This is a genomic window from Nonomuraea sp. NPDC000554 (genome assembly GCF_040300065.1).
In the GTDB taxonomy this organism is placed as follows: Bacteria; Actinomycetota; Actinomycetes; order Streptosporangiales; family Streptosporangiaceae; genus Nonomuraea.
In genome coordinates, this window is the sequence record NZ_JBEPDC010000014.1 from 16,971 (window position 1) to 42,044 (window position 25,074).

Sequence of the window (25,074 nt, forward strand, 5' to 3'; positions counted from 1 at the left end):
AATCAGCTTCCCGCACCAGCAGGTCTGTATCGAACCAGGGACCCGTACGAGGCCGTCACGCCGGTGACCCCGCCCGGCTGAGCGTGGCCCGCTCGTCGGCACACCGGGAGAGCTCGCCGAAAGTCCGTAAGGCAGGCCCGAGCCTCACTCCAGGGGCAGGGGGCGGCGTGGCACGGGCGCAGTGTGGATGAGAGACGTGGTCGTGTGACCGTACGGGGTGAACAGGTCGAGGATCGGCTCGAGCTCGTCGACCGCTCGCAGGTGCATCGTGAAGTAGAAGCAGTCGTCGCCGGTCATTCTGTAGCATTCGACGATCTGGGGAACTTCCTGGGCGATCTTAGAGATGCGTTGGAGTTCCCGGATCGCCGGGCGGATTCGAACCATCACTGTGACCGGAAAGCCCAGGGCCCGCGGGTCGACCTCGGCGCGATAGCCGGTGATCACTCCGGTCTCCTCCAGCCGCTGCACCCTGTCGGCCACCGCGGGGGCCGACAAGGCGACCCGGCGGCCCAGCTCGGCGAAGCTCACTCTGGCGTCGACCTGCAGCTCGGCGAGGATACGAAGGTCGAGGGCGTCGATTCCCTTCGGTTCGTATGTCCGCTCGGGTCTGATCTTTCGATTCGCCATTCTCCTAAATTACGGCCTGGCCAACGATGGGGTCATGCCGCCAACCGGCCCTCGCGCCGTCCTCTCCGCGGCGCCTCCGTGGACCTACTTCATCGGGAGCGCCGTCTTCCACTACCTCGGCCCGGCTTTCGCTGTGCTCCTGTTCACCAGGCTCGCCCCGCTCGGGGTCGCGGCGCTGAGGATCTGGAGCGCCGCACTTGTTTTCGCGCTCTGGCGTCGCCCCTGGCGGACTCTCGCCCGGCTCGATGCCGAGGGTCGTCGTACGATCATCGCCTGGGGCGCGGTGCTCGCGGCGATGAACGTCTGTTTCTACCTGGCGATCGCCCGCGTACCCCTGGGAGCCGTCGCCGCGATCGAGTTTCTGCCGGTCATCGTGCTGGCCCACCGTACGGCTCGGCGTCAGCGGCATCGACGGGCTGGCCGCCGCCATGCTCGTCGCCTGTGTGTTCGTCGCGCCGGTGGCGGTTGGGCAGGCCGCTCCTGCGGTGATCGACCCGGTCACGCTCGCCGCCGGGATCGGGGTGGGGATCTGTTCGTCGGTGATCCCGTACGTGTGCGATCAACTTGCTATGGCACGCATGGCTCGCTCCACGTACGCGCTGCTGGTGGCGCTGCTTCCGGCCACGGCAACGGTGATCGGCATGGTGGCGCTCCGGCAACTCCCTTCACTCGCCGAGCTCGCCGGAGTCGGGCTCGTAGTGCTCTCAGTCGCGCTCCATCGGGAACTTCGGCCGCCTCCTCCAGCTGCGGTGAAGACCGCGCTCTCACAGAAAGGTAAGACGAAATGCGATACATGAAGCTGGGCTCATCGGGACTGCAGGTCTCCCGGATCTGCCTGGGCATGATGACGTACGGCGATCCAGGTTCCTGGGAGTGGCTGCTGCGCGAGGACGCGGCCGAGCCGATCGTACGGCGCGCGGTCGAGGCCGGTGTGACGTTCTTCGACACCGCCGACATGTACTCCGACGGCGCGAGCGAGGAGATCACCGGGCGGCTGCTCAGCAAGCTCTTCGCGCGCCGCGACGACTACGTTCTCGCCACGAAGGTCTACTTCCCGATGGGGCCGGGCCCGAACGACCGAGGGCTGTCCCGCAAACACGTGCTGGCCGCCATCGACGCCTCGCTCACCAGGCTTGGAACCGACTACGTCGATCTGTACCAGATCCACCGCTGGGACTACGAGACGCCGATCGAGGAGACCATGGAGGCCCTGCACGACGTGGTGCGGGCCGGCAAGGCACGCTACATCGGGGCCTCCAGCATGTACGCCTGGCAGTTCGCCAAAGCGCAGCACACTGCTCAGACGGCCGGCTGGACCAGGTTCGTGTCGATGCAGAACCACTACAACCTTGTGTACCGGGAGGAGGAGCGAGAGATGATCCCGCTCTGCCTGGATCAGGGGGTGGGCGTCATCCCGTGGAGCCCGCTGGCGCGCGGACTGCTCACCGGGAGCCGCCGACGCGACGGTCAGCGGCGTACGGTCCGGTCCGGCAGCGACCGCCTGGCCGACAGCATGTACAAGGACGCAGATTTCGACGTCGTCGACGTGATGCGTGCGGTCGCCGGCGAACGAGGCCTGCCTCCGGCGCAGTTCGCGCTCGCGTGGCTACTCGGAAGGCCTGGTGTAAGCGCGCCGATCGTCGGGGCGAGCAAGGTGGGTCATCTGGACGACGCGATCGCGGCGGTGGATGTGTCTCTGAGCGAAGAGGAGACGGCCCGCCTGGAGGCCCCCTACCGGCCACACCAGATCATCGGCCACTCTTGAACGGGGCGATGGTGTCAGCCTCCGGCGGTGAGTTCGGCGCGTGCCGCGGGGGCCGCGATGGCTTGGCGGTCGCCGCTGGACTTCAGCTCGGGCACGTATGTGTAGATGGTGGAGCGGCTGCCGCCCAGCAACCGGGCGATGGAGGCGATGGTCGCATCGGGCTGGGGGAGTAGGGCGCGGGCGTGTCCGACCTGTTCGGGGGGCATCGCCAGGGGCCGTCCGAGGCGCTGGCCTCGGGCCTTGGCGGCGGCCAGGCCCTCGATGATGAGTTCGCGGAGAACCCGCGAGAGCAATCGTCAAGACTTGTGGATGGATTCAGTGCGGTCGTCAAGGTTGGGCTGACACGTCGGAGGCGACCAGCTCGATTTCGAAGCCGTCCTTGTCCTCTAGGTAGGCGGCGTAGTGCTGCTTCCCGCCGGCGTAAGGGTGACGATCAGGGAACATCAAAGTCCACCCGTGTGCCGGTGCCTGTTCGACCAGGGCATCGAGTTGGGCGCGGCTTCCCACGTGAAAGGCCAGGTGGTTCAGGCCCGGGCGGCAGCGGTCGTGCCGATCGGCACTGAGCGCGGGCGACTGTTCCAGGACCACATACGTGACCCCCAGACGCCAACTCCGGCCATCGTTCCAGTCTTGGAACTGGACGTAGCCAAGCGCCTGTAGCAGCCATTGCCAGCTGGCAATGGCCCGCTGCAGGTCGGGGACCCAGATCTCGACGTGGTGCAGCATTCCGCTGGTGGCCTTGCCGTTCATGCCGCGACCCCTTCCGGGCGGTCGACGAGTTTGCCGTTGATGAAGGTCGCGCCAGTGCGGACCAGCGCAACCAGGTGAGGAGCGTTCACCGTACGCCAGCGGGCCTGAGCCGACTCGATGAGTTTGAATGCCATCGCCAGCCCGGCGGCGCGTGACCCGGGCCCCTTGGTGACCTTGGTGCGATGCCGCACGGTGGCGAAGGTGGACTCGATCGGGTTGGTGGTGCGCGGATGCACCCAGTGCTCGGCAGGACAGTCATAGAAGGCGAGCAGCTCATCCAGGCCGTCGACCACCTTGGCGGCGGCCTTGGGATACTTGGCGCGCCCACGACTCGGTGGACCCGGTAGCTGTCGGTCATCGCGACGAGCTCTTTACGGCCGTCGGCGCGCACGCCGATCATTACCAGCAGGCGCAGCTTGTGCTCCTCCAGCCGGATGTGGACGTGGATGCCGTCGACCCACAGGTAGACGTAGTCGACGCCGGACAGGTCGCGAGCGGCGAAGGCGCGCTGCTCGGGCTTCCACTCCTCAGTGAGACGCGTGATGACCGAGGCGGACAGTCCCGCCGTCGAGCCGAGGAACTGGCCCAGGGCAGGGACGAAGTCCCGCTGGACAGCCCGTGCAGGTACAGCAGCGGCAGCACCTCGGTGATCTGCGGGGTCCTACGCGCCCAGGCCGACAGGATCGCCGAGGAGAACCGCTGCCGCTCGCCCGTCTCCTCATCGATGCGCTTGTCGTTGACCTGCGAAGCCTTCACCTCGACCGCGCCGGCCGCAGTGAGGATCTCACGCGGAACGTGGTAGCCGTTACGCGCCACCAGGCGCCGGCCGCTCTCGTCACGCTCATCGGCGAAGGCGGCGATGTAGGCGTCCACCTCGGCCTGCAACGCAGCGGCGAGCATCTTACGGGCGCCTTCGCGAACAATTTGATCGATCAGCGTAGGGAAAGCGGCCGTTGGGCTGCTGCCGCCAGCAGGCGGTTCGGGCACTGCGGTAAGCGGCACGGGTGTGCCTTCCCGACCGACGTTGACGCGTCGGCCTTATCTCGAAACCATCATCGGATGTTCCGGGAAGGTACCCCTTCCCGCCAGATCCACAGATTTCGATGATTGCTCCCGGCTCCTTGTCCGGTCGTCCTCGGCGGGGCCGGCGGTGCGGGCGAGGGCTATGGCTCCGGGCGGGTTTCCAGGACGGGGGCGTAGCCTGCGGCGCGCAGCGCCTCCAGCGTGACGGCCCGTGGTTCAGCCGAAACCAGGACCGTAGGGGCGATCTGCCGCAGCTGCAGCGCGCTGTGGCGCAGCTGGTGCAGCGTCCAGCCTTCGCGGTGTGGGTCCAGGTCGGCGGAGGCGGTTTGAACAGGTGCTCGGCGCGGGAGTACAGGCGGCCGCGCCGGATGATGGGGCAGATGTCGGCGGCCGCGGGGGCACGGGGTCCGGTGGTGTGTCAGGAAGACCGGGACGGCCTGGCGGCCTTGGAGGAGGCGGGCGGTGGCGGTGGCCCAGCGCACGTATTCGATGGATCGGAACGGTTGACGGTGGTAACTCCGCACGAACCGGCTCGCTATCGCCGTTGCGTGCAGCTCCTTCTGAGGGAGTAGTTGGCCGGGGTCATCAACGATCAGATGTGATCGCGTCCGGGTAAGGTAGGTGCATGCTTTGACGCCTGCCCGGTAATCGGGCGCCTCCGTTATCTCCTTCGTTCGTCGCGGATCGACCTGGACCCACGAAGGAGATGCCTTTCATGAACACATCGACCTCCATCGACGTTCCCGACCTGTTCGCCGCGTCTTATGGCGCGAACGGTGCCGAGGCGCGCGCTTGGCTCGCCGATTTGCCTCGCCTCGGTGGCGAATTCCTGGACTGCTGGCGGCTGCGGCCGGACGGCCCGGCCGCGTACGGAATGGCCTCGCTGGTCCTGCCCGTACTTCAGTCCGATGGGACACCCGCCGTCCTCAAGCTTCAGCAGCTCCGGGAGGAGACCGTCGGCACCGCCCCCGGGCTGCGGGCGTGGCAAGGCGACGGCATTGTGCGCCTGCTCGACTATGACGAGCAAAGCGGCACGCAGTTGCTGGAACGCTTGGATGCGGCCCGGCCGCTATCCTCGGTGGCCGACGATGATGCGGCCATGCAGATCCTGGCCGAGCTGATGGCCCGCTTGACCTCGGTTCCTGCCCCAAGGGATCTGCGACGGTTGTCTGACATCGCCGCGGCCATGCTCGAGCAGGTCCCGCAGGCCGTGTCGGCTTTGTGCGACCCTGGCGAACAGCGGCTGGTGCGCACCTGCGCGTCCGCTGTGGCCGAGTTGCTCGGCGAGCCTGGCGATCGCCTGTTGCATTGGGATCTGCACTACGACAACGTCCTGGCCGGGGAACGGGAACCCTGGCTGGCCATCGACCCTGAACCACTGGCCGGCGATCCGGGGTTTGAGTTGCTGCCGGCACTGGACAACCGGTGGGAGGAGGTGGAGGCCACCGGTGATGTGGCTCGCGCGGTGCTGCGCCGCTTTGACCTGCTGACCGAGGTCCTGGGTCTCGACCGGAGGCGGGCAGTCGGCTGGAGTCTCGGCCGCGTGCTGCAGAACGCACTGTGGGACATCGAAGACGGCAAGGCCACGCTCGAACCTACCCAGGTCGCCATCGCTATGGCACTGCTGCGCCGGCGAGAATGAAAACAGGGACAGCTTGACAGCTCCTGCAGTTCATGGGGGCGATCAAAGGACCGACTGCTGCTCGCGCAGCGCCCGTAGGTCCAGGTGAACCTGCAACAGCTGTCGCAACAGTTCACGCCCCTGCTCGTGGCAGCATGGCCGCTCAACAGCCTGGACGACCTCGTCCAGGATCTCCTCCACTGTCTCCCGGCTGATCACCAGCCGCGATAACCGGTCCTCCTCGGTCTCCAACCGCTGGCTCGATTCGGCGATCTGCTCGCGAAGCTGTTCCACCCGCCGACGGGCCGCGCTCTCCCGCCGCACCAACTCCTCCAGCAACGAGCTCATCGCCACCACCGCTTCGCGCGCTCCTGCTCACACGGTAGACAACGACCAGCCGTTCAACCAGCCCAGACCCAACCGCCCAGCTCAGCCGCCCCCTCAGAGGGAGCCGCACCCATCGCCGTTGGCCGTTCGGTTGTCGTCAAGGGCCGATTACAGCCCGACCACTCCACCGGTCAATATCCCACCCACACCCATCGGCCACCCTCAGTGCATACAGCAAAGCACAGGGTTACGATCTCCCTGTGGCGGACGAGGGCTATGACGTGATCGTGATCGGGACCAGCCAGGGCGGCCGGTTCCTCCCCTTCGATCTGGCGAAGGCAGGCAAGAAGGTGGCGCTCGTCGAGCGCGACCACCTGGGCGGCGTCTGCGTGAACACCGGGTGCACTCCGACCAAGACGATGGTCGCCAGCGCGCGCATCGCCTATCAGGCGCGGCGCGGGGCGGAGTTCGGCGTGCGGACCGGTCCGGTGTCGGTCGACCTCGCCGCCGTGCGGGAGCGCAAGCGGGGGATGGTCGCGGGCGCGCGGGAGAACTACGCGAGCCGCCTGGCGCAGGACGGGGTCGACCTGATCGAAGGCGAGGCCCATTTCACGAGGCCCAAGACGGTCGAGATCGCCTTGAGGGGCGGCGAGACGCGGGGGATTAGCGCACCGGTGATCGTCATCGACACGGGTAGTAGGCCCAGGCCGCTGGCGATCAGCGGCGCGCAGAACGTCCCTGTCCTCGACTCAACGTCGATCATGGAGCTGGGCGCGCTTCCTGAGCACCTGATCATCCTCGGCGGGGGCTACATCGGGCTGGAGTTCGGGCAGATGTTCCGCAGGTTCGGCAGCGAGGTCACGATCGTCCAGACCGGCCCGCGCCTGATGATGATCGAGGACGATGACGTCTCCGACGAGGTCGCCGCCATCTTGCGCGACGACGGGATCACGGTCCTGACGTCGGCGACGACGGACCGGGTCGAGGAGGCAGGCGGCGGGCGGGTGCGGCTGACCGTTCGCACGCCGGACGGCGAGCGGCAGGTCGAGGGCTCCCACCTGCTGTCGGCCATCGGCCGCGTCCCCAACACGGAGGGGCTCACGCTGGCGGCGGCCGGCATCCGGCTGCGCGACAACGGCTTCATCGAGGTCGATGAGTACCTGGAAACCTCCGTCCCCGGCGTCTACGCCATGGGGGACGTCAAGGGCGGCCCGGCCTTCACCCACCTTTCCTACGACGATTACCGGATCCTGCACGCCAACTTGCTCGGCCGCGAGAAGGCGAGCACGCGGGACAGGATCGTCCCTTATACCGTGTTCATCGATCCGCAGCTCGGCCGCGTCGGCATGACCGAGCGGCAGGCCAGGGAGCAAAACCGCGCGGTCCGCGTCGCGAAACTGCCGATGAACGCCGTCATCCGGGCCCTTGAGACCGGGGAGACGCGCGGCTTCATGAAGGCCGTCATCGACGCGCACACCCAGCAGATCCTCGGCGCCGCCGTGCTCGGCGCAGAAGGCGGCGAGATCATGACGATCATGCAGGTCGCCATGCTGGGCAAGCTCCCGTACACCGCCATGGCGAACGCCATCTTCACGCACCCGTTGCTGGCGGAGGGCCTTAACGGCCTCTTTATGACGCTCGACGCCTAGTCTAGGGCAGTGCCGATCAATAACGCCCGATGCTCACTGCGAGATCGTGTCCGGTCGGCAGCACGCCGGCGCCGGCGTAGCCTGACCAGCCGTCGTCGGGTACGGTCAGCACGAGCTCGCGGATCTCGGACATGGTCGCCCGGTCGACGACCAGGCGGGCCCTGAGCTCGCCGCCGCCGTGCAGGTCCTCGAAGACCTGTAGTGCGGCGATGTCGTGGGCTGGCAGGGTGGGTCGCGCTCTTCGTCCAGGATCGTCCAGTGCTCGACCAGCTCGTCGATATGCATCGGGGAGTGCGTCAGATCCGCCCCATTGACCAGGCAAGTCACAACAAGATCAACGCCGTTTGGGGCTCGGGCCAGGGCGCGTTGCTGGTCTTGTAGCCAGTCCGTTTCCCTGACCCGCCCGCCGAACCCGGCGTGCACGTCTCCATGCACCGGGCTCTCCACGTGTCTTGCTCGGTGGTCATCCGCCAACGGCGGCGGTTGCCGGTTGCGACGACCACGGCGTCGGAATCTTGGTGCCGCGACAGCGGTAACGGATCACTTTCACGCTGGACGCGCCGGTGAACTCGACGCCATTGCAGGCCAGCTTCCAGGTGCCGGGCAGGCAGAACCGGCGGCGCAGCTGATGCCAGCTGATCCGGGAGAGTTTGCGGAAGATCCAGCCGACGATGCGATGCCACGCGTGGTTGTCGATCGCGCCGAAGATCGCCTTGGACACTCCGTGCCGGAAGTAGTTCGCCCATCCGCGCAGCATCCGGTTCAAGCTGACCAGCAGCTCGTCCGGGCGCATGTCCTGATCGGCCCTGCGTGTTCGGTCTTTCACCTTGTCCTTGATCGCTTGGATCGCTGTCTTGGACGGTTTGGTGAAGACGTAGTACTTCTGCGTTCCTCGTTTGTGCTGCCTTCTGATGTGAAAGCCGAGGAAGTCGAAGCCCTCATCGATATGGACGACCTCATCACCTGCCGCACCTCGGCAGGCTCGTACTCGTCCGACTTCAGCGAGGTGCGAATATGCGCCAGGAACGCCTCGACCCCAATCCGGGTCTCGACCTTGAAGGTTGTGACCTGGTCAATTCCCGGGGTTCGTCCTCCGGCGTTGGCGGAGACGCGCTCCCACGCGTGCATCAGGAACGCCGGGTCACCACGCTGGCTGTGCCCGGGGGCAAGAAGGTGTCGGTGCTGGAGTGGATGCGCACCGCGGTGACCATACTGTCGGGCACGGGCATGTGCGAGGCTTTCGACCGGTCGGCGTATGTGCTGGGGCTGGGCACCGGGGCGGTGGACTGCAGCGCGGTGGCGCCGGTGAAGATGGCCGAGCTGGCCAGGTTCGGACGCGGCACCCCATGGCGGTGACGGCCGGAAGCAGAAGCCAGAACTCAGCACGCTTCCCAGTGTCGAGAACGTGGCGATGGCTCCGTCCTAGGTACACCAGTGGCCCACGACGGGCCGTGCGACAAAGGAGAACCACCATGACGCTCCAGCGGATGGACAACGTCGGCATTGTCGTCGACGACCTTGAGGCTGCCATTGCGTTCTTCGTAGAACTCGGCATGGAGCTGGAGGGCAAAGCGCAGATCGAGGGCCTCTGGGCGGACCGCACCGTCGGACTCGACGGCGTCCGCTGCGACATCGCGATGATGCGGACCCCAGACGGCCACGGCCGGCTGGAACTGGCAAAATACCATACCCCCGCGGCAATCGGCGCCAGACCGCATAACCCGCCGCACAACACGCTGGGCATGCATCGCGTCATGTTCGCCGTCGACGACATCGAGGACGTCGTTGCCCGCCTGCGCACTCACGGCGCCGAACTCGTCGGTGAGCTGGCCCAGTACAAGGACAGCTACCGGCTCTGCTACGTCCGCGGCCCCGAGGGGATCATCATCGCGCTGGCCGAGCAGCTCAGCTGACAGCCCGTCGCGGCCGACCTGCGACCCAACCAGAACGATCCGCTGGACGGACCAAGAAAACGTGTACGCGGACACTCAAGTTGAGGATGAACGCGTCATTCAAGATGAGGACGTGGCGGTGTGAGAAGACCCCGGCAGCATGAGGCTGACGGGGTCTTGGTGTGCGGATTGGCGGCTTGATGTGCAGCTTGCCGCTGGAGGTACCAGGAGCGGAGAGGCTGGTGCGGCGGTCGATAAACCTGCAGCGGTATCGATCGGCCCGCAGATAGCATCCCGTTTGTGCCACCCCAACCATCTGTCGATCAGATTCCCGCCGGCAGTGGAACGCTCTCGGTAACGAGACGGCCGAAACTGAGGGCGCTCCCGGTTTTCGAATCGTTGGGTGTAGCGCACGTGGTGACGCTGCTGTCCCAGCAGGAAGGCGCCATGCAACTCGGCTCTGCCGTCAAGGCGGTCGGCCTGCAGTGGATATGGATCCCTCTCCCCACCGCCGGCCCTCCGCCGCCTACCAGCGACCATCGGCTAGGGGCCGCCCTCATGCAAGTAAGCTCCCTCTTGCGCGACGGCGGCCACGTACTGGTCCACTGCTCTGCGGGGATCCACCGAACCGGAATGTTCGCCTATGCGCTACTCCGGTTCACAGGCATGACCGCCGAAGAAGCGGCGCTGTCCCTGGAACAGCTGAGTGCTGTCAGGGCCACGGAAGTCGGAGACCATCGGCTGGCCTGGGCCGACCGTATCTACGCAACATGGCGTGGTTGACCAGAGCCGGTCTGGCGTGGCATTTCGGCCTGGAGTGATCTGTCACTCCGTTGCGATGACCTCGTTGACGGCGGTGCGGGTGGCGGCCGGCCAGGGCGATGTGATGGGCCAGGTAGCTGGTGGTCTCCTGGCTGGTCATGCCGTTCATGTGATGGCGGACGGCAATGCGCTGGTCCAGCGCAGCAAGGACACCGAGCTTGATCTTGCGGCGCAGGGTGGGTTGGCCGATGAGCACCGTGGCGAACGGGCTGGACGAATCCATGTCATGGTTGGTCAACATGCGCACAGATTCGAGCTGATCATGGGCCAAAAGATGGGCTTCGTCAGGACAGGGTGCGGCCGCGCTCGGCGAGCTCGGTGGCCAGCACGTCGTTGGCCTGAGGGATGAGAGGGACCTTGAGCGGTTTGGGGACGCCGCCCAGCGCGGCGGCGCTGCCGAGGTCAGTGCCGCCAGCACCACTGTCGTAGAGGATGACGGCGTCTGAACCGCTGACCGATGACCGTCTGAATGACGGCCCAGCTCATGGGCTGGAGTTCTTTCACCTACGCGTGTCCCAAAAGCGGCAGTGGTGTTCGGTGGAGCCGTCGCCATTGCTTCTGGTCGAGGAAAGGGAGCGGACGTGGTTCGCGCTCTTGCTGGTCAGGGGCTTCCATCGGGGCAGGCTCGGGCCGTTGGGATTGCCGGTGGCGGCGAAGCGGGTCCAGTAGGCGATCATCTGGTCGGCCAGCCGACGTTGGCTTGTCGAGAGGGGCTGGTCGGTGGCGGCGCCGGGGCCGTCGAAGAGGTAGGGCAGTTCCCCACCATGGTAGGCGCCTAGAGGGAAGGCGGCGGGGATGGGAAACCCGGATGGTCTGGGGGCGGGGTCGTCGGCGAACTCGTATTGGTAGACGGGGGTCTTGCGGGCGAGCAGGCGGTTGCCCGCCTGGGTGGGGCAGGTCCAGCCGCGGTCGGTGGCGATGGCGGCCCATACCAGTGAGGGGGAGCCGTGTGTGCTGACGGGATACCTGGCCGCGCCCCGCCGGGCGTCGGTGCCGAAGGCGGTGCGCAGGAACTGCTGATAGGTCTGCCGGCTCAGGGGCTGGCCCGGCCCGTCGAAGTACATGGCCACGAAGTATCGGGCCTCGTGCGCGGTGGTGCCGACCATGAGCGGCACCGGGTGGACGCGTCCCTCGGTCACCGCCCGGCGCGGGTCGAGCGGCAGCGTGTCGCTTCCGTACGAGGGCGCCCAGGTGGCGGGCATCTTCTGCTGCGCGGCAAGCAGGGCCGGGACCGGGGCCCGGCGCAGGCAGGCCATCGTCTGGGCGGCGTCCGTGCATCCGATCTGCTCGGCGGCGGCCGCGGCGATCTGTTCACCGGACTGCCGTGATGGCCACACGGTGTCGCCGCCGGCGGGCTCGATGCCCATCTGGCGCATCGAGCAGGTGCCGCTTTGGATGATCGCCTTGTCGAACAGCCCCGCCGCCGTGGGGGACGTCACCTGGGCGCAGGTGCTGAACGCGCACGCGGACTCGCCGAACAGGGTGATGTTGCGCGGGTCACCGCCGAAGGCCGCCGCGTTGTGCCGTATCCAGCGCAGCGCGGCCTGCTGGTCGAGCAGGCCGAATGCGCCCGAGCCGGGCAGGGCGGGGTGGCCGAGGAAGCCGAAGATGCCCAGCCGGTAGTTGACGGTCACGACGACCACGCCCGCCTCCGCCAGCCGCTGGGTGTCGTAGTCGCCGCCGGCGCCCTGGGTGAAGCCGCCGCCGTGCAGCCAGACCATCACAGGCAGCCGTTGTCCGGCGGGCACGGTCCGGGGGGCGGTGACGTTCAGGTACAGGCAGTCCTCGGTGGTGCTGGCCGGGTTGGAGTCGGCGGGATTGGCGTTCTGCGGGCAGCGCGGGGCCGTGCGGGTGCCGTCCTTGACGCCTTTCCACGCTTGGACGGGCTGGGGCGGCTGCCAGCGCAGCGTTCCGGTCGGTGGCGCGGCATAGGGGATGACGTTGAACCGCTGCAGGTCCCGCCCGATGTGAGCGCCAGCGACGGCGCCTGACGAGGTGTGCGCGACAGGCTGGCGCGAGCTCGATGCCGGGCCGGTGGCGCTCCCACAGGCCGCGACGACGGACAGCCCGGCCACCGCCGTGACCAGCCGCACGCGCGCCACCCCCCGCGCCATTCCTCGGAGTCTCACCGGCGCACCGCCCGATACGCCGCGCTGAGCAGGAACACGGCTCCGACGGTTCCCAGGGCAAAATCGGCCCAGCCGGGGACGCCGACGGCACGCAGGATGCCAGCGATTCCGAAGCTGGTGCCCCACTGCGCCTCGGTGATCGCCGAGCCGAACCCCTGCACGGTGAACAGAGCTCCGGCCAGCCACAGCGCCTTGTCGGCTGTGCGGTTGCGTGTTTGCGAACGACTCATGGGGTCCCCCCTTGTTCCGATGCGTACGCATCAAATAAACCGGAAAAGTTGATACGATGCAATCGCATCGAAACGTTGGCGGAAGGAACCCCATGCCCAAGCAGGTCGACTACGAGACGCGACGCCGCCACATCGCCGAAGCGGTCTGCGACCTGATCGACCGGCACGGCCCCGAAGGCGCGACCCTCCGGGACGTGGCGCAGCAGGCTGGGGTGTCCATGGGAGCCGTGCAGCGATGCTTCGCCACCAAGGACGAGATGCTCGCCTTCGCCCTGCACCACATCACCGAACGCATCACCGCGCAGGGCCAGGAGGAAATCGACGCCTCCGCTGCCAAGGAGTCGGCGGTGACCCTGCTCACCGCCACCCTGCGTACGCTCGCCCTGATCGAACCGCACCAGCGACGCGACGCCAGGATCCTGGCGGCCTTCACCGCCCACGCCACGGCCATCCCGTCCCTGGCGGAAATCCTGCGCCAAGCCCACGCCAAAACGCGCGACCTGCTGGCCTGGCTGATCCGCTATGGCCAGCGAACTGGCGAGTTCCGCGACGACCTCGACGCCGACCTGGAGGCCGAGACCCTCCTGCCACTCGTCGAAGGGCTGACCTCGCTCGCCCTGCTCGGACACCGACCCACCGTGCCCGCCCACGACACGCTGACTCGTCGTATCGACGGCCTGCTCATGCAGCCATCCCGGCCAAGCCGACCGGCCTCATCGACCGCAATCACCTGAGGGCGCCTTGCGAGCGCGACGCCAGCGCTGCGTCCGTCACACCACGTACGCCAAGACGCCTTCCAGAGGCGCCAGACGTTCACCGCCACGCTTGGCGTGTGATGTTCTTCACCGCCGGCGTCCGCAGCGACCCTCAGCCGGTTGCTCTATGCGGGCGGGGCCTTGCGGTGCGAATCAGCAGGATGGAGACCAATGGTCACGGGATAACTGTTGCTATCAGGCAAGATAGCGATCACGGGCGTAGCGCGAGCCGGGCGACCGCCGTTCGGCAGGGACGCTTCGTTTCCCGGTTATCTGGCAACCCGGCCGATGATGGAGGTCGACACGGTGGATCCGGTCATCGCCGAGTAACTCGGCCGCGCCCACCCGCTCTCCCGCCATCTCGACGACTTCCTCCCCGACCTGGCCAACGCCGGCGCCTCCGCGCACACCCGGCGCGCCTACCGCGGCGACCTGATCGCCTTCGCCGCCCACCACGGAGAGGAGATCGCCGCGCTGACCGCGACGCCGATCCGCGCCTACCTGGCCGAACTCGCCGAGCTGTCGCCGGTCAGCCGCAAGCGCGCCGCGATCGCCTCCTTCACCAAGTGGGCGGTCCGCCATGACCTGCTGCAGGCCAACCCGATGGACCGGATCGACACCGTCAAGGTGCCCAAGACGCTGCCGCGCCCAGCCAGCGCGGCCGACGTCGCCAAGGTCTTCGCGGCGATCTGCTCGCGGTGGCCGCGCAAGGACCTGCTGCTGGGCCGGCTGCGCGACCGGGTGCTGTTCGAGACCGCCTACGTCTGCGGAGCCCGCGCCTCCGAAGTGTGCGGTCTCTACGTCGAGGACCTGGACCTGCGGCTGGACGACGAGCACGCCCGGGTCCACGGCAAGGGCGGCAGCGTATGCACCGTGCTGCTCGACGACCGCGGCTACGTCGCCCTGCTCAAGCTCTACCTTGCACGCGCCGGCTACACCGCCGAGCCGCTGTTCCGGGCCAGCATGAACGGCCGCGGCGGGCCGCTGTCCTACGACGCCGCCCACCACCGCTGGCAGAGCTACTGCACCGTCGCACGCGTCGAGATCGACATCGGGGGGCAGACCAAGTACGGGAGAAAGGGATAGTGGGGTGTTGAGGTGCTGCTCAGAGGGTTCGTTTGTCAGTTGATGTGACCCTCCGCTTGGGTTTGGTTGCGGTTTGATGAACACGGCCGGTCGGCAGGGTTGATCACCGCTACGGTTTCCGGGGTCTGGACGCCGGGATCGAGGCGAGGGACAGCCTGGGATGACGTGGATCGAGCGGACCGCCTATCCGCAGTTCAAGCGGCTGACTTCGGCGCGGGTGCTGCATGTGTTCTTCACGCCGTCGCCGGAGGAGGTGGACTGGGCCGAAAAGCGGACCGGCGGCCCGGAGTCGTGTTTCGCGCTGGTGCTGGCGTTGAAGTGTTTTCAGAAGATGGCGCGTTTCCCGTCCCCGGATGAGATTCCCGAGGTGGTGATCGACCACGTTCGGCGCTGTCTGGAGTTGGCCGAGGACGTCGGGCCGGACCATGGGTCGTCCCCGAGCGCGAAGGCGCATCGCAAGCTGGTGCGCCAGCGTCAGGGCGTCAAGTACGACGCGGGCCGGGCCCGGGCGATTGCCGCGGTGGCGATCCGGAAGGCGGCGCAGGCCAAGAACAATCCGGCGGATCTGATCAACGTGGCGATCGAGGAGTTGCTCCGGCTCCGGCTGGAGCTACTCGGATACACGACGCTGGAGGACCTGGCCACCAGCATCCGCGCCGAGGTGAACGCCGCCATCTTCGCCACGATCCTGCGGCGGATGGGTGAGGCGGGCCGGGCCCGGATGGAGGGGTTGCTCGTTGTCGGGCCGGACGGCAAGTCGACGTTCAACCGGCTCAAGAAGCCCGCCCAGCGGGCCACCTGGTCGCGCTTTCGTGAGCAGGTGAGATGGCTGGATCAGGTGGACGCGCTCGGCGACACCGACGCCTGGCTGGAGGGCATCGCGCCGTCGAAGATCGCCGATTTCGCGGGTGAGGCCGACGCCCAGGACGCCGACACCTTGTCGCGCTACGAGGCGGTCAAGCAGGTGGCGTTGCTGGCGTGCCTGACGCACACCGCCCGGATGCGGGCCCGCGACGATCTGGCCGAGATGTTGTGCAAGCGGATGGCCTCCCACGTCAAGCGGGCCAAGGCGGAGCTGGAGGAGATCCGCGCCCGGCAGCGTGCGACCAGCGAGCGGCTGATCGGTACCTACCGTCAGGTGCTGGAACGTCTCGACCCCGGCAGCGAGGCCTCGGCCGCCGGACGCGAAGCGGTGGGGCGGGCCATGGAGGCGGTGACCTCGTGCGGGGCGGGCGCCGGGCAGGTCCAGGCGCTGGGCGAGCTGCTGTCGGCGCTCGTGGTGCAGACCCACAGCGTGCAGACCGTACGGGCCGCGGTGGAGCAGGCCGGCGGGTTCGCCGCCCAGCTGGCCGACATCGAGGAGGTCGCCGCCTTCCACGGCGACGCGCACGAGCTGCTGGTGTACCGGTTCTTCAAGAAGGACCGGCCGGCGCTGTTCGAGCTGGCGGGCAAGCTGCGGCTGAAGGCCACCTCCAGCGACGATTCGGTGCTGGCCGCGCTGGCGCACGCTCGTGAGCACTCATCCAAGCGCCGCGACTTCATCCCGCTGCCCCCGGCGGTGGAGGAGGACGAGCCGGAGTCGGGCATCGCGTTCGCCTCGGGCAACTGGCGGCGCGCGGTGACCGACCGGCGCCGTCCCGGCATGGTGGCGCGCCGGCATTTCGAGGCGATGGTGTTCTGTTACTTGGCCGAGGAACTGCGCACCGGCGACGTGGCCGTGCTCGGCTCGAACGAGTACGCCGACTGGGGCGCCCATCTGCCGCCCTGGCCGGAGTGCCAGCCGAAGCTGGCCGCCTTCTGCGAAAAGGTCGGCCTGCCCGACACCCCCGCCGGTTTCGTCGCCCACCTCAAGGACGCCCATCTGAGCGCGGCCGCGCATTTGGACGCCGGCTACCTCGACAACGCCGACCTGGTCATCGACGAGGGTGGCGTGCCCACCCTCAAGCGCCGCCGCGGTAAGGGCAGCGATGCCGAAGCCGAGCGGCTGGCGGCCGAGATCGAGCGGCGCATGCCCGAACGCTCACTGCTGTCCATCGTCGCGCGCACCGCCCACTGGCTCACCTGGTATCGCCACTTCGGCCCCGCCTCCGGCTCCGACCCCAAGATCAAGGACAAGCTGGGGCGGTACTCGCTGGCCGTGTTCACCGGCGGCATCAACATTGGCCCGTACGAGGCGGCCAAGCACATCGCCGGCGTCACCGCCCGCGAGCTGTCCATGGTCCGCAACCGGCACATCACCCTGAAGAAGCTGAACGCCGCGATCGCGGATGTGGTCAACGCCTTCGCCGAGCTGGACGTGATCAAGGCCTGGGGGGACGGCAGCACGGTGGCCGCCGACGGCACCCAGGTGGACACCTACATCGACAATCTCCTGGCCGAGACCAGCATCCGGTACGGAGGGTTCGGCGGCATCGCCTACCACTACATCTCCGACACCTACGTGGCGCTGTTCTCCCGGTTCATCCCGTGCGGGGTGTGGGAGGCGGTGCATCTGATCGAAGGGCTGCTGGCCAACACCTCCGACATCCAGCCCTCCACCGTGCACGCCGACACCCAGGGCCAGAACTTCCCGGTCTTCGCCCTGGCCACGTTGTTCGGGTTCGACCTGATGCCACGCATCCGCAACTTCAAGGACCTGATCTTCTTCCGCGCCTCCGAGAAGATCGCCTATCCGCACATCGACCAGCTGTTCGGCGAGAGCGGCCGCAACGTGATCGACTGGAAGCTGATCGACAAGCACTGGGTCGACCTGATGCAGGTGGCGATCTCGATCAGCGAGGGCCGCCTGTCCTCGGCCACGTTGATGCGGCGCCTGCGGTCCAGCTCCCGCAAGAACCGCATCTACAAGGCATTCCGTGAGGTGGGCCGCAGCGTACGGACCGTCGCCCTGCTGCGGTATCTGGCCGACCCGGCGCTGCGGGCGCGCGTCACCGCGGCGACCAACAAGGTCGAGTCCTACAACGGATTTTCCAAGTGGCTCGGCTTCGGCGGGGTGCTGGCCGACAACGACCCCGAAGAGCAGGAAAAACTGATCAAGTTCAACACGCTGCTGGCCAACCTGGTCGTCTTCCACAACGCCCTGGACATCTCCGACATCGTGCGGCAGCTGGTCGCCGAGGGCTGGAGCATCACCGCCGACCAGCTCGGCCAGATTGCCCCCTACCTGCGGGCCCACATCAGCCGCTTTGGTGCGTACGCCACTGACGAACTCCATCACCAGCCAGACCCGTTCGACCCCCTGCTCAAAGAGGTCGACTTCACCGACGTCGAGCTGGCTGCTTGATCAAAAGGGTGGTGGTGCCAGTGCCGAGAGCGCTCGGCTGAGCGTCGGTGTTCTCGGCACGCTCCGCAGAGTGTGACGGCAACTTGTTGATCGTTTCAGCAACGGTCCCTTGTCCGGACATGGCCGGACAAGGGTGTGCGCTCGAAGGCCGCAGCCTGGTCAAGCCTCTCTGCCGGACCGACTCGACCAGGCAGGATGGGCCGTCAGTCGTCGATGGCCTGGTAGAGCGTGGTCCAGAAGTCGTGGATGGCCCGCGCCGAATCCGGGGTGGACATGCCGGTCTGGGTGAGCAGGATGCCGACGAGCTGGTGGTGCGGGTCGGCGTAGGCGGTGGTGCCGCTGCCGCCGTCCCAGCCGAACTGGCCGATCGGGGCGTAGTCGCCGCGGTAGGTGCGCACCGCCATCCCGAATCCCCAGCCGCCGTGCCGCCCCTTGTTGGTCAGGGGGCACGGAGCGCAGATCAAGGGGGGGCTGTGGCGCGGTCACTTGGAACTGGGCGGGCACATCTCCGCTTCCATTTCCTCGGTGAGGATGCTGAACGACTTGCCCCAGTCGCCGTTGATGTTGGTGACGAGCATGTGCTTGCCGTCCCGGGTACCCATAGCGGAGGTCCAGGAGCCGTGGATCCGACCCCCGTTTCCCCACACCGTCACCCCGCAGGACAGCTTCTGGGAGAAGATGCCCAGGCCGTAGGTGGTGTTGTCGATCCACGGCACGCCCCCCTTGGTGGAGACGGTGGTGAACATCTCCTTCTGCTGCGCGGGCGGCAGTAGCCGACCGCTCAGCACTGCCTTGTAGAACGTGTGCAGGTCGCCCAGGGTCGAGACGATGCTGCCGACGGCGAACGCCCAGGAGGCGTTCATGTCGGTGAGGTCGTAGGTTTTCTGGTCGGGGTCACCCAGCGGGAACTTGACGTAGTGCTGTCCGTGCGGTTGGGGCAGCTTTATCTCTTGGCCCGGCACGTACGTCTTGGTCAGGCCGAGCGGGCGGATGATTCGCCGCGTGACCTCCTCGGCGTAGGACTTGCCGGTGACCTTCTCGATGATCATTCCGGCGAGCGTGTAGTTGGTGTTGGAGTAGCCCCAGCTCTTACCGGGCGCGAAGGAGGGCGGGTTGCCCATGGCGATCTTCACCAGTTCCTCGGGACGGTAGCTGTCGAAGCGGCCCTTGAGGAAGGCGGGTGTCCACTGCTTGGTCGCCAGTTTCTCGTCCGAGGTGTAAGGGAAGATGCCACTGGTCTGGTTGAGCAGCTGCCTGATGGTGATCTTGCTGCCGTCGTGTCCGTTGCCCTGCACCACGCCGGGCAGCCACTTGTCCACGGTGTCGTCGAGGCTGAGCCGGCCTTCGGCCGCGAGCTTCAGCACCACGAGCGCGGTGAACGTCTTGGTGACACTGCCGGCGCGGAAGTAGTCCTGCTGGCGGCGCTTGCGTCCGGTTTCGGTGTTGGCCACGCCTACGGCACTGAACCACTTCTGGCGGCCGTCGCGGATGTCGGTCATGATGCCCGGCATGCCGTCGTCGGTGACGGCGTGTTCAAGCACCTGCTGGACCGCGGCGTGGTCGTTGGCCCCGTCGGCGGCCACCGCCGACGACGACGCACCGGCGGTCACAGTAACCGCGGCGGTGAGCAGGCAGGCAGCGGTGCGGAGAGCCTTCTTCATGGTCAATCGCCTTCTTTCAAATGGTGTGCTAGTTGGTGACCCGGTGGAGCAGGATGTCGCCCTGGGCGACGTGGGCGTGGAGCTCGACGGGGTTGCCGGCGGACACCTCGGGGAGGTCGCCCCGGTTGTCGCGGACCCTGCCGCGCGTGGTTTTGGCGTCCAGCAGGACGGCGGTGCCGTCCGGGATCCCGACGGTGATCGTCCCGGTGCCGACGTTCAGATCGGCGCGCCCGCGCACCATCGCGCCGATCTGAACGGCGCCTTGCTCGACGGTCACGCGCAGGCCGTCTTCTGCCCGGTCCACCGTGACGTTCCCGGCGCCGTTGCCGATCACTGTGGTGCCGGTGCTCTCGCCGATCCGGATCTGGCCGTGGGCGGTGGTGAGGGCGGCCGGGCCGCCGGAGGTGGCGACGGTGATGTCGCCGTCGTCAGTGCTCAGGCGCAGCTCGCCGGTGTGGTCGAGGTGGATGTTGCCCTGGGAGAGGTGGGCCCGCACTGCGCCCAGGCGGCCCTGGCCGTTCAGGAGGCCGTCGCGGACGCTGATGTCGAGCGCCGAGCCGCTGGGCAGCTCGACCGCGACCGTGATGCGGCCGGGCAGGGATTGAATGCTCGATCGGTCCTTGACCGTCAGGCGGCCGGCTGCGTAGGTGACGCGGGTGCGTTCGGCGGCTGAGACGTCGGTGGCGTCGGCCGGATTGGCCGGCTGTACCTCGACGGTGGTGTCGGTGCGCTGGGTCGCGCTGATGCGGATGTCGGCCTCAGTGAACGAGACGACGGCGGTGATCGGCTGCGGTGTGTCAAAGATATTCATCAATGTTCTTCTTTCAGAGCGTGCTTTACGCGCCGACGGAGATGCCGAACTCTGCTTCGATGATCTTGAACATGGGGTCCCAGGACTTCCACTCGGTGTTGGTGTGGACGGCGACGGTGTGCCGGCCGTCGGGAGTGCCGACCGCGAAGAAATAGGAGCCCCAGACGCTGCCGCCGACGCCGCGCAGTGTCCGGCCGCCGGTCGCCTGCTTGTCGAACTCGAACATGCCCAGGCCGTAGCGGGCGTGCGGCATCCAGTAGCCGCCCTCGGTGGAGACCGTGGTCCACATCTGCCGGTGCTGTGCGGGCGGTAGCAGGCTGCCGGTGGTCATCGCGTTGAAGAAGCGGATCATGTCCGTCGTAGTGGAGACGACGTTGCCGGCCGCGTACCCCAGGGAGGAGTTGAGCTCGGTGACGTCCAGAGGCGGCAGGCCGGGCTCCTCCATCAGCGATTCCCAGTTCTCCGGGGTGACCGCGGCCGGGTCGGCGCCGTCCTTGAGGAACTGCTGGGAGTAGCCTCGCGGGTGCGGCTCGGGGTAACCGGTCTCGGTGGTGGGGCGCACGCGGGTGTGGGTCAGGCCCAGCGGCTGGACGACCCGGCGGTCGACCTCGTCGGCGTAACTGTTGCTGGTGACCTCCTCGATGATCGCGCCGGCGATGTAGAAGCCGCCGTTGGCGTACTCGAAGCGTTCGCCGGCCGCACCGACCGGCGGCTGGGACACCGCCACCCGCAGCAGTTCCTCGGTGCTGAAGGTGTCGAAGCGATGCCGGTCGAACCCGGAGCGGGTGGCGTAGCGGTAGCTGACCTCCGGGGCCAGGCCGGTGGCGAACAGGCCGCTGGTGTTGCTGAGCAGGTGCCTGATGGTGATCTTGTCACCGTCGTAGCCGTTGACGTCCAGCACGCCGGGCAGGTGAGCGTTGACCGTGTCGTCGAGGCTCAACCGGCCCTCGGCCTCCAGGGCCAGAAGCGTCGCGGACGTGAAGGCCTTGCCGCTGCTGCCGGCGTGAAAGTACTCGCCCGGCACGCGCGGGGAGCCCGTCCGAATGTCGGCCACGCCAGCGGTGCCGAACCAGGTCCGGTCGCCGTCCTTGACCTCCGCGACGATGCCGGGAATGCCGACCTCGGCCACCGACCAGTCGAGCACCTGCTGCACGTTCTCGTGGGCTGCCATTGCACTGCCTTTCGGACGTTTCTTCCGTACGTCCTCCACGGTGTCCACCGGCGCTTACATGCGGCTTAGAACGCTCTTTTAGCCGGTATGGCGCCACTTTCAAACGGCACGTGCGCGTCTTTGTGCTCATAGCCTTTGTGCATGCGGATGGAGTTGCTGGGACCGGTCCGGGCCTGTGCCGACGATGGCACGCCGATCGAGGTCGGCGGCGTCATGGTCCGAGCGCTGCTGGCCCGGCTGGCTCTGGCCGAGGGCGAGATGGTGCCGGTCGACGCACTCGTTGACGGCCTGTGGGGGGAGCATCCGCGCGGGGGCACCGTCAACGCACTGCATGGGCTGGTGCATCGGCTGCGCAAAGCTCTGGGCGAGGCCGAGGTCGTGGAGAGGGCGGCCGGCGGGTACCGCCTGCACGTACGCGCCGAGGACGTCGACGCCTGTCGGTTCGAGGAGAAGGCGAAGCGGGGCGGTCGCGAACTGGCCGCGGGTGACGTGCGGCGAGCGGCCTCGCTGCTGGACGAGGCGCTGGCGCTGTGGAGGGGAGACGCGCTGGCCGACGTGCGTGACACCCCCTTCGCCGCCTCGGCCGGCGCGCGGCTGGACGAGCTACGGGTCGCGGCCATGGAAGACCGTTTCGAGGCGGAGCTGCGGCTGGGCCACCACGACGAGATCCTGGCCGATATGGCGGCGATGGCAGCCGGTCACCCGCTGCGCGAACGGCTGGCCGGATTGCGCATGCGAGCTTTGCACGCGGCAGGCCGCCAGTCCGACGCGCTGGCCGTGTTCGACCAGGTCCGCGGCACCCTCGCCGAGGAACTGGGCGTCGACCCCTCCGAGGACCTCCGCGAGACGTACCTCGCCGTACTGCGGGGTGAGCGGGAGTACCCCCAGGCGCGACAGGCTCGGCCGCACGCAGTGCCAGGACGTCTGCCCGCCCAGCTGACCAGCTTCGTCGGCAGGCAGGAGGAGCTGAGGTTGCTGGCCGGGTTGCTGGAGTCCTCCCGGCTGGTCACGGTCGTGGGCCCCGGAGGAGTGGGCAAGACCCGGCTGGCCGTGGAGGCCGTGAGCCGGCATCGGGTCCATCAGCGAGGCCGGGCCTGGCTGGTCTCCCTGGCCGCGGTGAACACGGCCGACGGGCTGGTGGAGGCGGTGCTGAGCACGATCAGCCTCGCCGGAGCCCAGCCGGCCGGCACGCTACTGGAGCGGGTGGTCAACCTGCTCGCCGGTGGTGAAGGCGTGCTGGTTCTGGACAACTGCGAACAGATCTCCGGAGCCGTCGCGGAGTTCGCCGGACAGTTGCTGGAGCGCCAGCCGGACCTGACCATCCTGGCCACGAGCCGGGAACCGCTGGACGTCATGGGTGAGGCGCTGTGCCGCCTGGGACCCCTCGGCCTCCCCCCGGCGCACGCGGATCGCGATCGTGTCTCCGCATCGGCTGCGGTGCGGCTGTTCCTCGACCGGGCGGGAGCCGTACGACCCGGCTTCGCACTGGACGCGTCGACCGCGCGGCCGGTCGTGGACATCGTGCGCCGGCTGGACGGGCTGCCGCTCGCCCTGGAACTGGCCGCGGCACGCCTGCGGACCATGAGTGCCGAGCAGATCGCCCGGCGGCTGGATGACCGCTTCCGGCTGCTCAGCACCGGTAACCGGACCGCCCAGCCCCGCCAGCAGACGCTGCATGCGGTCATTGAGTGGAGCTGGGATCTCCTCACCTCACAAGAGCGCACACTGGCCGCCCGGATATCGATATTTCCGGCGCGGACGGGTATCGCTGTGATCGAAGCGGTCTGCGCGGATGAGACGCTTCCCGCGGACGAGGTCGTCTACCTCCTGGACTCCCTGGTCGACAAATCCATCGTGGAGCGGGCCGGCGACGGCTACCGAATGCTGGAAACCATCCGGGCACACGCGGCGGGGAAGCTCCGACTCGCAGGAGAGACCGACGCCGTCCTGCGTGGGCTCACCCGGTACTTCGCGGACCTGGCCGACGAACACGAGCCGCTGCTGCGCTCGGACAAGCAGGCGGAGTCGCTGCGGCTGTTCCAGGCCGAGTACGACAACCTGATGTACGCCCTGCAAACGGCCATCGACGGAGACGACGCCGAGACCGCGGCCCGGATGCTCGGACCGCTGTACTGGTACTGGGTCATGCTCCGCTACGACGCCCGGGCCGAGACCTACATCGCCAAGGTCACCGAGTTCGGCGACGCGCTGCCCGCGGACGCCCGCGCCGCGTTCACCGCGATCCACCTGGTGGGCGTCGAGGGCGGGCCGATCACTGACCACGAGCGGCTCCGCGCGCTCATCGGCGACTGCGCGCGCACGGGCGCGCTGCGCCGCTATCCGATGCTGCTGACGATAGTGCTGGTGATGGCGGCGATACTCGGGCTGGACGAGCTGCTCGATCAAGAGATCGCCCGGGTGCGCAGCGGCCCGGACCGCTGGGCGATCGCCTGCACCTTCATGATAGAAGCCATGCGCCATCGCGAACAGGGCGACCGGGAGAGCTCCGCGACCGCGATGACCACGGCACTGCGCCTGTTCGAGGAGACGGGCGATCGGTGGTGGACGGCGAAGGCGCTGTACGGCCTGGCCCAGATCCACGCCATCGCCGGAGACCACGACCAGGCGATCACCGCCTACGAGCACAGCCTCGCGATCGCCACCGACCTCGGCTCGCAGGACGAGGTCTCCACCCGGCTCGGGCTCGCCACGGAACGCATGCGCGCCGGCGACCTAGCCGGCGCGAGGCGCGACATCGACACCGCCGAACGAGCGGCCTGGCGGCGTGGCCAGCCGGCGCTGGAGATCGAGGTGCTCGGCGTCCAGGCAGAACTGCACCGCCGCTCCGGAGAGGTCGAACGCGCCGATCAAGCGCTCGACCGGATGGAGGCGCTCCTGCGCAAGCTGCCCCAGTCGGCGGAGGCCATCGACCCTCGGTTGCTCCTCGCTCGGGTAGCCAACCTCCTCATCGCTGGCGACGCCGTACGCGCCCGCGAACTGATGCCCCGCGCTGTCGAGGCGGCGCAGGCGATCATGGATGCCCCCTTGGCTGCTCAACTCCTGGCCAGGCTACTGTTGCTGGAGGGCGATCCGGCAGGCGCGGCCACCGCGCTCGGCCTGAGTCAGGCCATCCGCGGCGCCTTCGACCACGGCGACACCGAACTGCGCTGCCTCTCGGAGATGCTCGCGGAGTCGCTCGGCCGTACCGACTACGACAGCGCCTATGAACGGGGCGCCGACCTGACCCCACACGAGGCCACCGACCGTCTGACAAAGCTACGTGTATAAGTCCAGGGTGGCAGGGGCATTTGAGCCGATTGTCGTACATGAGGCAGGCCAAGTACGAGGAAAAGAGCAATGTGCCGCACAGGCCGGCGAAGTTCGGCAGCACCCAGTGGGTCTCCGTCTGCTTGTCCATCGCCTGTCTCCGTGCGATCACACAGCTCACCGGGAGCGGGAACTCATGTGGGTT

Annotated in this window: 24 protein-coding genes and 2 pseudogenes; 13 read left to right on the forward strand and 13 right to left on the reverse strand. The window is 67.8% G+C overall.

The window, feature by feature from the left end; all coding sequences use genetic code 11:
• Nucleotides 1-144: 144 nt before the first annotated feature.
• Nucleotides 145-627, reverse strand: coding sequence for an Lrp/AsnC family transcriptional regulator (locus ABT294_RS25330; protein WP_350808738.1), 483 nt, complete (start codon nt 625-627; stop codon nt 145-147).
• A gap of 443 nt (nt 628-1,070) precedes the next feature.
• Here ABT294_RS25330 and ABT294_RS25335 point away from each other — a divergent pair, with 443 nt between their 5' ends.
• The gene (locus ABT294_RS25335; RefSeq protein WP_502912119.1) at nt 1,071-1,424 is read left to right on the forward strand and encodes a DMT family transporter; all 354 of its coding nucleotides are present in this window, start codon (nt 1,071-1,073) and stop codon (nt 1,422-1,424) included.
• Nucleotides 1,412-2,392: an aldo/keto reductase gene (locus ABT294_RS25340; protein WP_350808739.1), complete on the forward strand. Its 981-nt coding sequence runs from the start codon at nt 1,412-1,414 to the stop codon at nt 2,390-2,392. The genes ABT294_RS25335 and ABT294_RS25340 overlap by 13 nt, the downstream gene beginning before the upstream one ends.
• Before the next feature lie 14 nt (nt 2,393-2,406).
• On the opposite strand, the gene ABT294_RS25345 is transcribed toward ABT294_RS25340, so the two are convergent.
• From ABT294_RS25345 to ABT294_RS25355, 3 genes and pseudogenes are all read right to left on the reverse strand, one after another.
• Nucleotides 2,407-2,685 (reverse strand): helix-turn-helix domain-containing protein, encoded by a 279-nt coding sequence (locus ABT294_RS25345; protein WP_350808740.1) that lies wholly within the window; start codon nt 2,683-2,685, stop codon nt 2,407-2,409.
• A 34-nt stretch (nt 2,686-2,719) separates the two neighbouring features.
• The gene (locus ABT294_RS25350) at nt 2,720-3,142 is read right to left on the reverse strand and encodes a VOC family protein (RefSeq protein WP_350808741.1); all 423 of its coding nucleotides are present in this window, start codon (nt 3,140-3,142) and stop codon (nt 2,720-2,722) included.
• Nucleotides 3,139-4,129 (reverse strand): annotated as a pseudogene (locus tag ABT294_RS25355) (transposase). Before ABT294_RS25355 ends, ABT294_RS25350 begins: the two are co-directional and overlap by 4 nt.
• Before the next feature lie 751 nt (nt 4,130-4,880).
• Here ABT294_RS25355 and ABT294_RS25360 point away from each other — a divergent pair.
• Entirely contained in the window at nt 4,881-5,807 is a 927-nt protein-coding gene (locus tag ABT294_RS25360) for an aminoglycoside phosphotransferase family protein (RefSeq protein WP_350808742.1), read from the forward strand.
• Nucleotides 5,808-5,849: 42 nt separating this feature from the next.
• On the opposite strand, the gene ABT294_RS25365 is transcribed toward ABT294_RS25360, so the two are convergent.
• Complete coding sequence (locus tag ABT294_RS25365; protein ID WP_350808743.1) at nt 5,850-6,134, reverse strand: hypothetical protein; 285 nt, start codon at nt 6,132-6,134, stop codon at nt 5,850-5,852.
• Between the two features lie 239 nt (nt 6,135-6,373).
• On the opposite strand from ABT294_RS25365, the gene ABT294_RS25370 reads away from it, so the two are divergent.
• Complete coding sequence (locus ABT294_RS25370) at nt 6,374-7,762, forward strand: mercuric reductase (RefSeq protein WP_350808744.1); 1,389 nt, start codon at nt 6,374-6,376, stop codon at nt 7,760-7,762.
• Nucleotides 7,763-8,020: 258 nt separating this feature from the next.
• Entirely contained in the window at nt 8,021-8,143 is a 123-nt protein-coding gene (locus ABT294_RS25375) for a hypothetical protein (RefSeq protein ID WP_350808745.1), read from the forward strand.
• An 82-nt stretch (nt 8,144-8,225) separates the two neighbouring features.
• Here the strand turns inward: ABT294_RS25375 and ABT294_RS25380 are convergent, their stop codons facing one another.
• A complete protein-coding gene (locus ABT294_RS25380; RefSeq protein WP_350808992.1) occupies nt 8,226-8,708 on the reverse strand; it encodes a group II intron maturase-specific domain-containing protein in 483 nt (160 codons plus the stop codon).
• A gap of 176 nt (nt 8,709-8,884) precedes the next feature.
• On the opposite strand from ABT294_RS25380, the gene ABT294_RS25385 reads away from it, so the two are divergent.
• The 3 genes from ABT294_RS25385 to ABT294_RS50860 all read left to right on the forward strand — a co-directional run bounded on the left by ABT294_RS25385 (nt 8,885) and on the right by ABT294_RS50860 (nt 10,437).
• Nucleotides 8,885-9,118 carry a hypothetical protein gene (locus ABT294_RS25385; RefSeq protein WP_350808746.1) on the forward strand — a complete coding sequence of 78 codons (234 nt, stop codon included), beginning with the start codon at nt 8,885-8,887 and terminating at the stop codon, nt 9,116-9,118.
• Nucleotides 9,119-9,249: 131 nt separating this feature from the next.
• On the forward strand, nt 9,250-9,675 hold the full coding sequence (locus ABT294_RS25390; protein ID WP_350808993.1) for a VOC family protein: 426 nt from the start codon (nt 9,250-9,252) through the stop codon (nt 9,673-9,675).
• 279 nt (nt 9,676-9,954) lie between these two features.
• On the forward strand, nt 9,955-10,437 hold the full coding sequence (locus tag ABT294_RS50860) for a protein-tyrosine phosphatase family protein (RefSeq protein WP_502912121.1): 483 nt from the start codon (nt 9,955-9,957) through the stop codon (nt 10,435-10,437).
• Here the strand turns inward: ABT294_RS50860 and ABT294_RS25400 are convergent.
• The 3 genes from ABT294_RS25400 to ABT294_RS25410 all read right to left on the reverse strand — a co-directional run bounded on the left by ABT294_RS25400 (nt 10,367) and on the right by ABT294_RS25410 (nt 12,835).
• Nucleotides 10,367-10,717, reverse strand: coding sequence for a hypothetical protein (locus tag ABT294_RS25400; RefSeq protein WP_350809002.1), 351 nt, complete (start codon nt 10,715-10,717; stop codon nt 10,367-10,369). The two genes, ABT294_RS50860 and ABT294_RS25400, sit on opposite strands and share 71 nt — an antisense overlap.
• A 259-nt stretch (nt 10,718-10,976) precedes the next feature.
• Nucleotides 10,977-12,569 carry a carboxylesterase/lipase family protein gene (locus tag ABT294_RS25405; protein ID WP_350808747.1) on the reverse strand — a complete coding sequence of 531 codons (1,593 nt, stop codon included), beginning with the start codon at nt 12,567-12,569 and terminating at the stop codon, nt 10,977-10,979.
• A 32-nt stretch (nt 12,570-12,601) separates the two neighbouring features.
• Complete coding sequence (locus tag ABT294_RS25410; protein WP_350808748.1) at nt 12,602-12,835, reverse strand: hypothetical protein; 234 nt, start codon at nt 12,833-12,835, stop codon at nt 12,602-12,604.
• Nucleotides 12,836-12,927: 92 nt separating this feature from the next.
• Between ABT294_RS25410 and ABT294_RS25415 the strand changes: the two genes are divergently transcribed.
• The 4 genes and pseudogenes from ABT294_RS25415 (at nt 12,928) to ABT294_RS25430 (ending at nt 17,959) form a co-directional block, all read left to right on the forward strand.
• A complete protein-coding gene (locus tag ABT294_RS25415; protein WP_350808749.1) occupies nt 12,928-13,569 on the forward strand; it encodes a TetR/AcrR family transcriptional regulator in 642 nt (213 codons plus the stop codon).
• Nucleotides 13,570-13,971: 402 nt separating this feature from the next.
• Nucleotides 13,972-14,109 (forward strand): annotated as a pseudogene (locus ABT294_RS25420) (site-specific integrase); the annotation flags it as partial.
• An 84-nt stretch (nt 14,110-14,193) separates the two neighbouring features.
• Nucleotides 14,194-14,676 (forward strand): tyrosine-type recombinase/integrase, encoded by a 483-nt coding sequence (locus tag ABT294_RS25425; RefSeq protein ID WP_350808750.1) that lies wholly within the window; start codon nt 14,194-14,196, stop codon nt 14,674-14,676.
• 160 nt (nt 14,677-14,836) lie between these two features.
• Complete coding sequence (locus ABT294_RS25430) at nt 14,837-17,959, forward strand: Tn3 family transposase (RefSeq protein WP_350808751.1); 3,123 nt, start codon at nt 14,837-14,839, stop codon at nt 17,957-17,959.
• A 203-nt stretch (nt 17,960-18,162) separates the two neighbouring features.
• Here the strand turns inward: ABT294_RS25430 and ABT294_RS25435 are convergent, their stop codons facing one another.
• The 4 genes from ABT294_RS25435 to ABT294_RS25450 are packed head-to-tail and all read right to left on the reverse strand — an operon-like array spanning nt 18,163 to nt 21,602.
• Nucleotides 18,163-18,423, reverse strand: a complete 261-nt coding sequence (locus tag ABT294_RS25435; RefSeq protein WP_350808752.1) for a hypothetical protein — start codon at nt 18,421-18,423, stop codon at nt 18,163-18,165.
• A gap of 18 nt (nt 18,424-18,441) precedes the next feature.
• Nucleotides 18,442-19,620: a serine hydrolase domain-containing protein gene (locus ABT294_RS25440; protein ID WP_350808753.1), complete on the reverse strand. Its 1,179-nt coding sequence runs from the start codon at nt 19,618-19,620 to the stop codon at nt 18,442-18,444.
• Between the two features lie 28 nt (nt 19,621-19,648).
• Nucleotides 19,649-20,431: a DUF4097 family beta strand repeat-containing protein gene (locus tag ABT294_RS25445; RefSeq protein ID WP_350808754.1), complete on the reverse strand. Its 783-nt coding sequence runs from the start codon at nt 20,429-20,431 to the stop codon at nt 19,649-19,651.
• Between the two features lie 25 nt (nt 20,432-20,456).
• The gene (locus ABT294_RS25450; protein WP_350808755.1) at nt 20,457-21,602 is read right to left on the reverse strand and encodes a serine hydrolase domain-containing protein; all 1,146 of its coding nucleotides are present in this window, start codon (nt 21,600-21,602) and stop codon (nt 20,457-20,459) included.
• Between the two features lie 141 nt (nt 21,603-21,743).
• Between ABT294_RS25450 and ABT294_RS25455 the strand changes: the two genes are divergently transcribed.
• Entirely contained in the window at nt 21,744-24,890 is a 3,147-nt protein-coding gene (locus ABT294_RS25455; protein WP_350808756.1) for an ATP-binding protein, read from the forward strand.
• Nucleotides 24,891-25,074: the final 184 nt, after the last annotated feature.

Coding starts and splice junctions, on each gene's coding strand:
- ABT294_RS25330 (WP_350808738.1), bottom strand. CDS start 627: ATGGCGAATCGAAAGATCAGACCCGAGCGGACATACGAACCGAAGGGA.
- ABT294_RS25340 (WP_350808739.1), top strand. CDS start 1,412: ATGCGATACATGAAGCTGGGCTCATCGGGACTGCAGGTCTCCCGGATC.
- ABT294_RS25350 (WP_350808741.1), bottom strand. CDS start 3,142: ATGAACGGCAAGGCCACCAGCGGAATGCTGCACCACGTCGAGATCTGG.
- ABT294_RS25360 (WP_350808742.1), top strand. CDS start 4,881: ATGAACACATCGACCTCCATCGACGTTCCCGACCTGTTCGCCGCGTCT.
- ABT294_RS25365 (WP_350808743.1), bottom strand. CDS start 6,134: ATGAGCTCGTTGCTGGAGGAGTTGGTGCGGCGGGAGAGCGCGGCCCGT.
- ABT294_RS25390 (WP_350808993.1), top strand. CDS start 9,250: ATGGACAACGTCGGCATTGTCGTCGACGACCTTGAGGCTGCCATTGCG.
- ABT294_RS25400 (WP_350809002.1), bottom strand. CDS start 10,717: ATGTTGACCAACCATGACATGGATTCGTCCAGCCCGTTCGCCACGGTG.
- ABT294_RS25410 (WP_350808748.1), bottom strand. CDS start 12,835: ATGAGTCGTTCGCAAACACGCAACCGCACAGCCGACAAGGCGCTGTGG.
- ABT294_RS25415 (WP_350808749.1), top strand. CDS start 12,928: ATGCCCAAGCAGGTCGACTACGAGACGCGACGCCGCCACATCGCCGAA.
- ABT294_RS25425 (WP_350808750.1), top strand. CDS start 14,194: ATGGACCGGATCGACACCGTCAAGGTGCCCAAGACGCTGCCGCGCCCA.
- ABT294_RS25430 (WP_350808751.1), top strand. CDS start 14,837: ATGACGTGGATCGAGCGGACCGCCTATCCGCAGTTCAAGCGGCTGACT.
- ABT294_RS25440 (WP_350808753.1), bottom strand. CDS start 19,620: ATGAAGAAGGCTCTCCGCACCGCTGCCTGCCTGCTCACCGCCGCGGTT.
- ABT294_RS25445 (WP_350808754.1), bottom strand. CDS start 20,431: ATGAATATCTTTGACACACCGCAGCCGATCACCGCCGTCGTCTCGTTC.
- ABT294_RS25450 (WP_350808755.1), bottom strand. CDS start 21,602: ATGGCAGCCCACGAGAACGTGCAGCAGGTGCTCGACTGGTCGGTGGCC.
- ABT294_RS25455 (WP_350808756.1), top strand. CDS start 21,744: ATGCGGATGGAGTTGCTGGGACCGGTCCGGGCCTGTGCCGACGATGGC.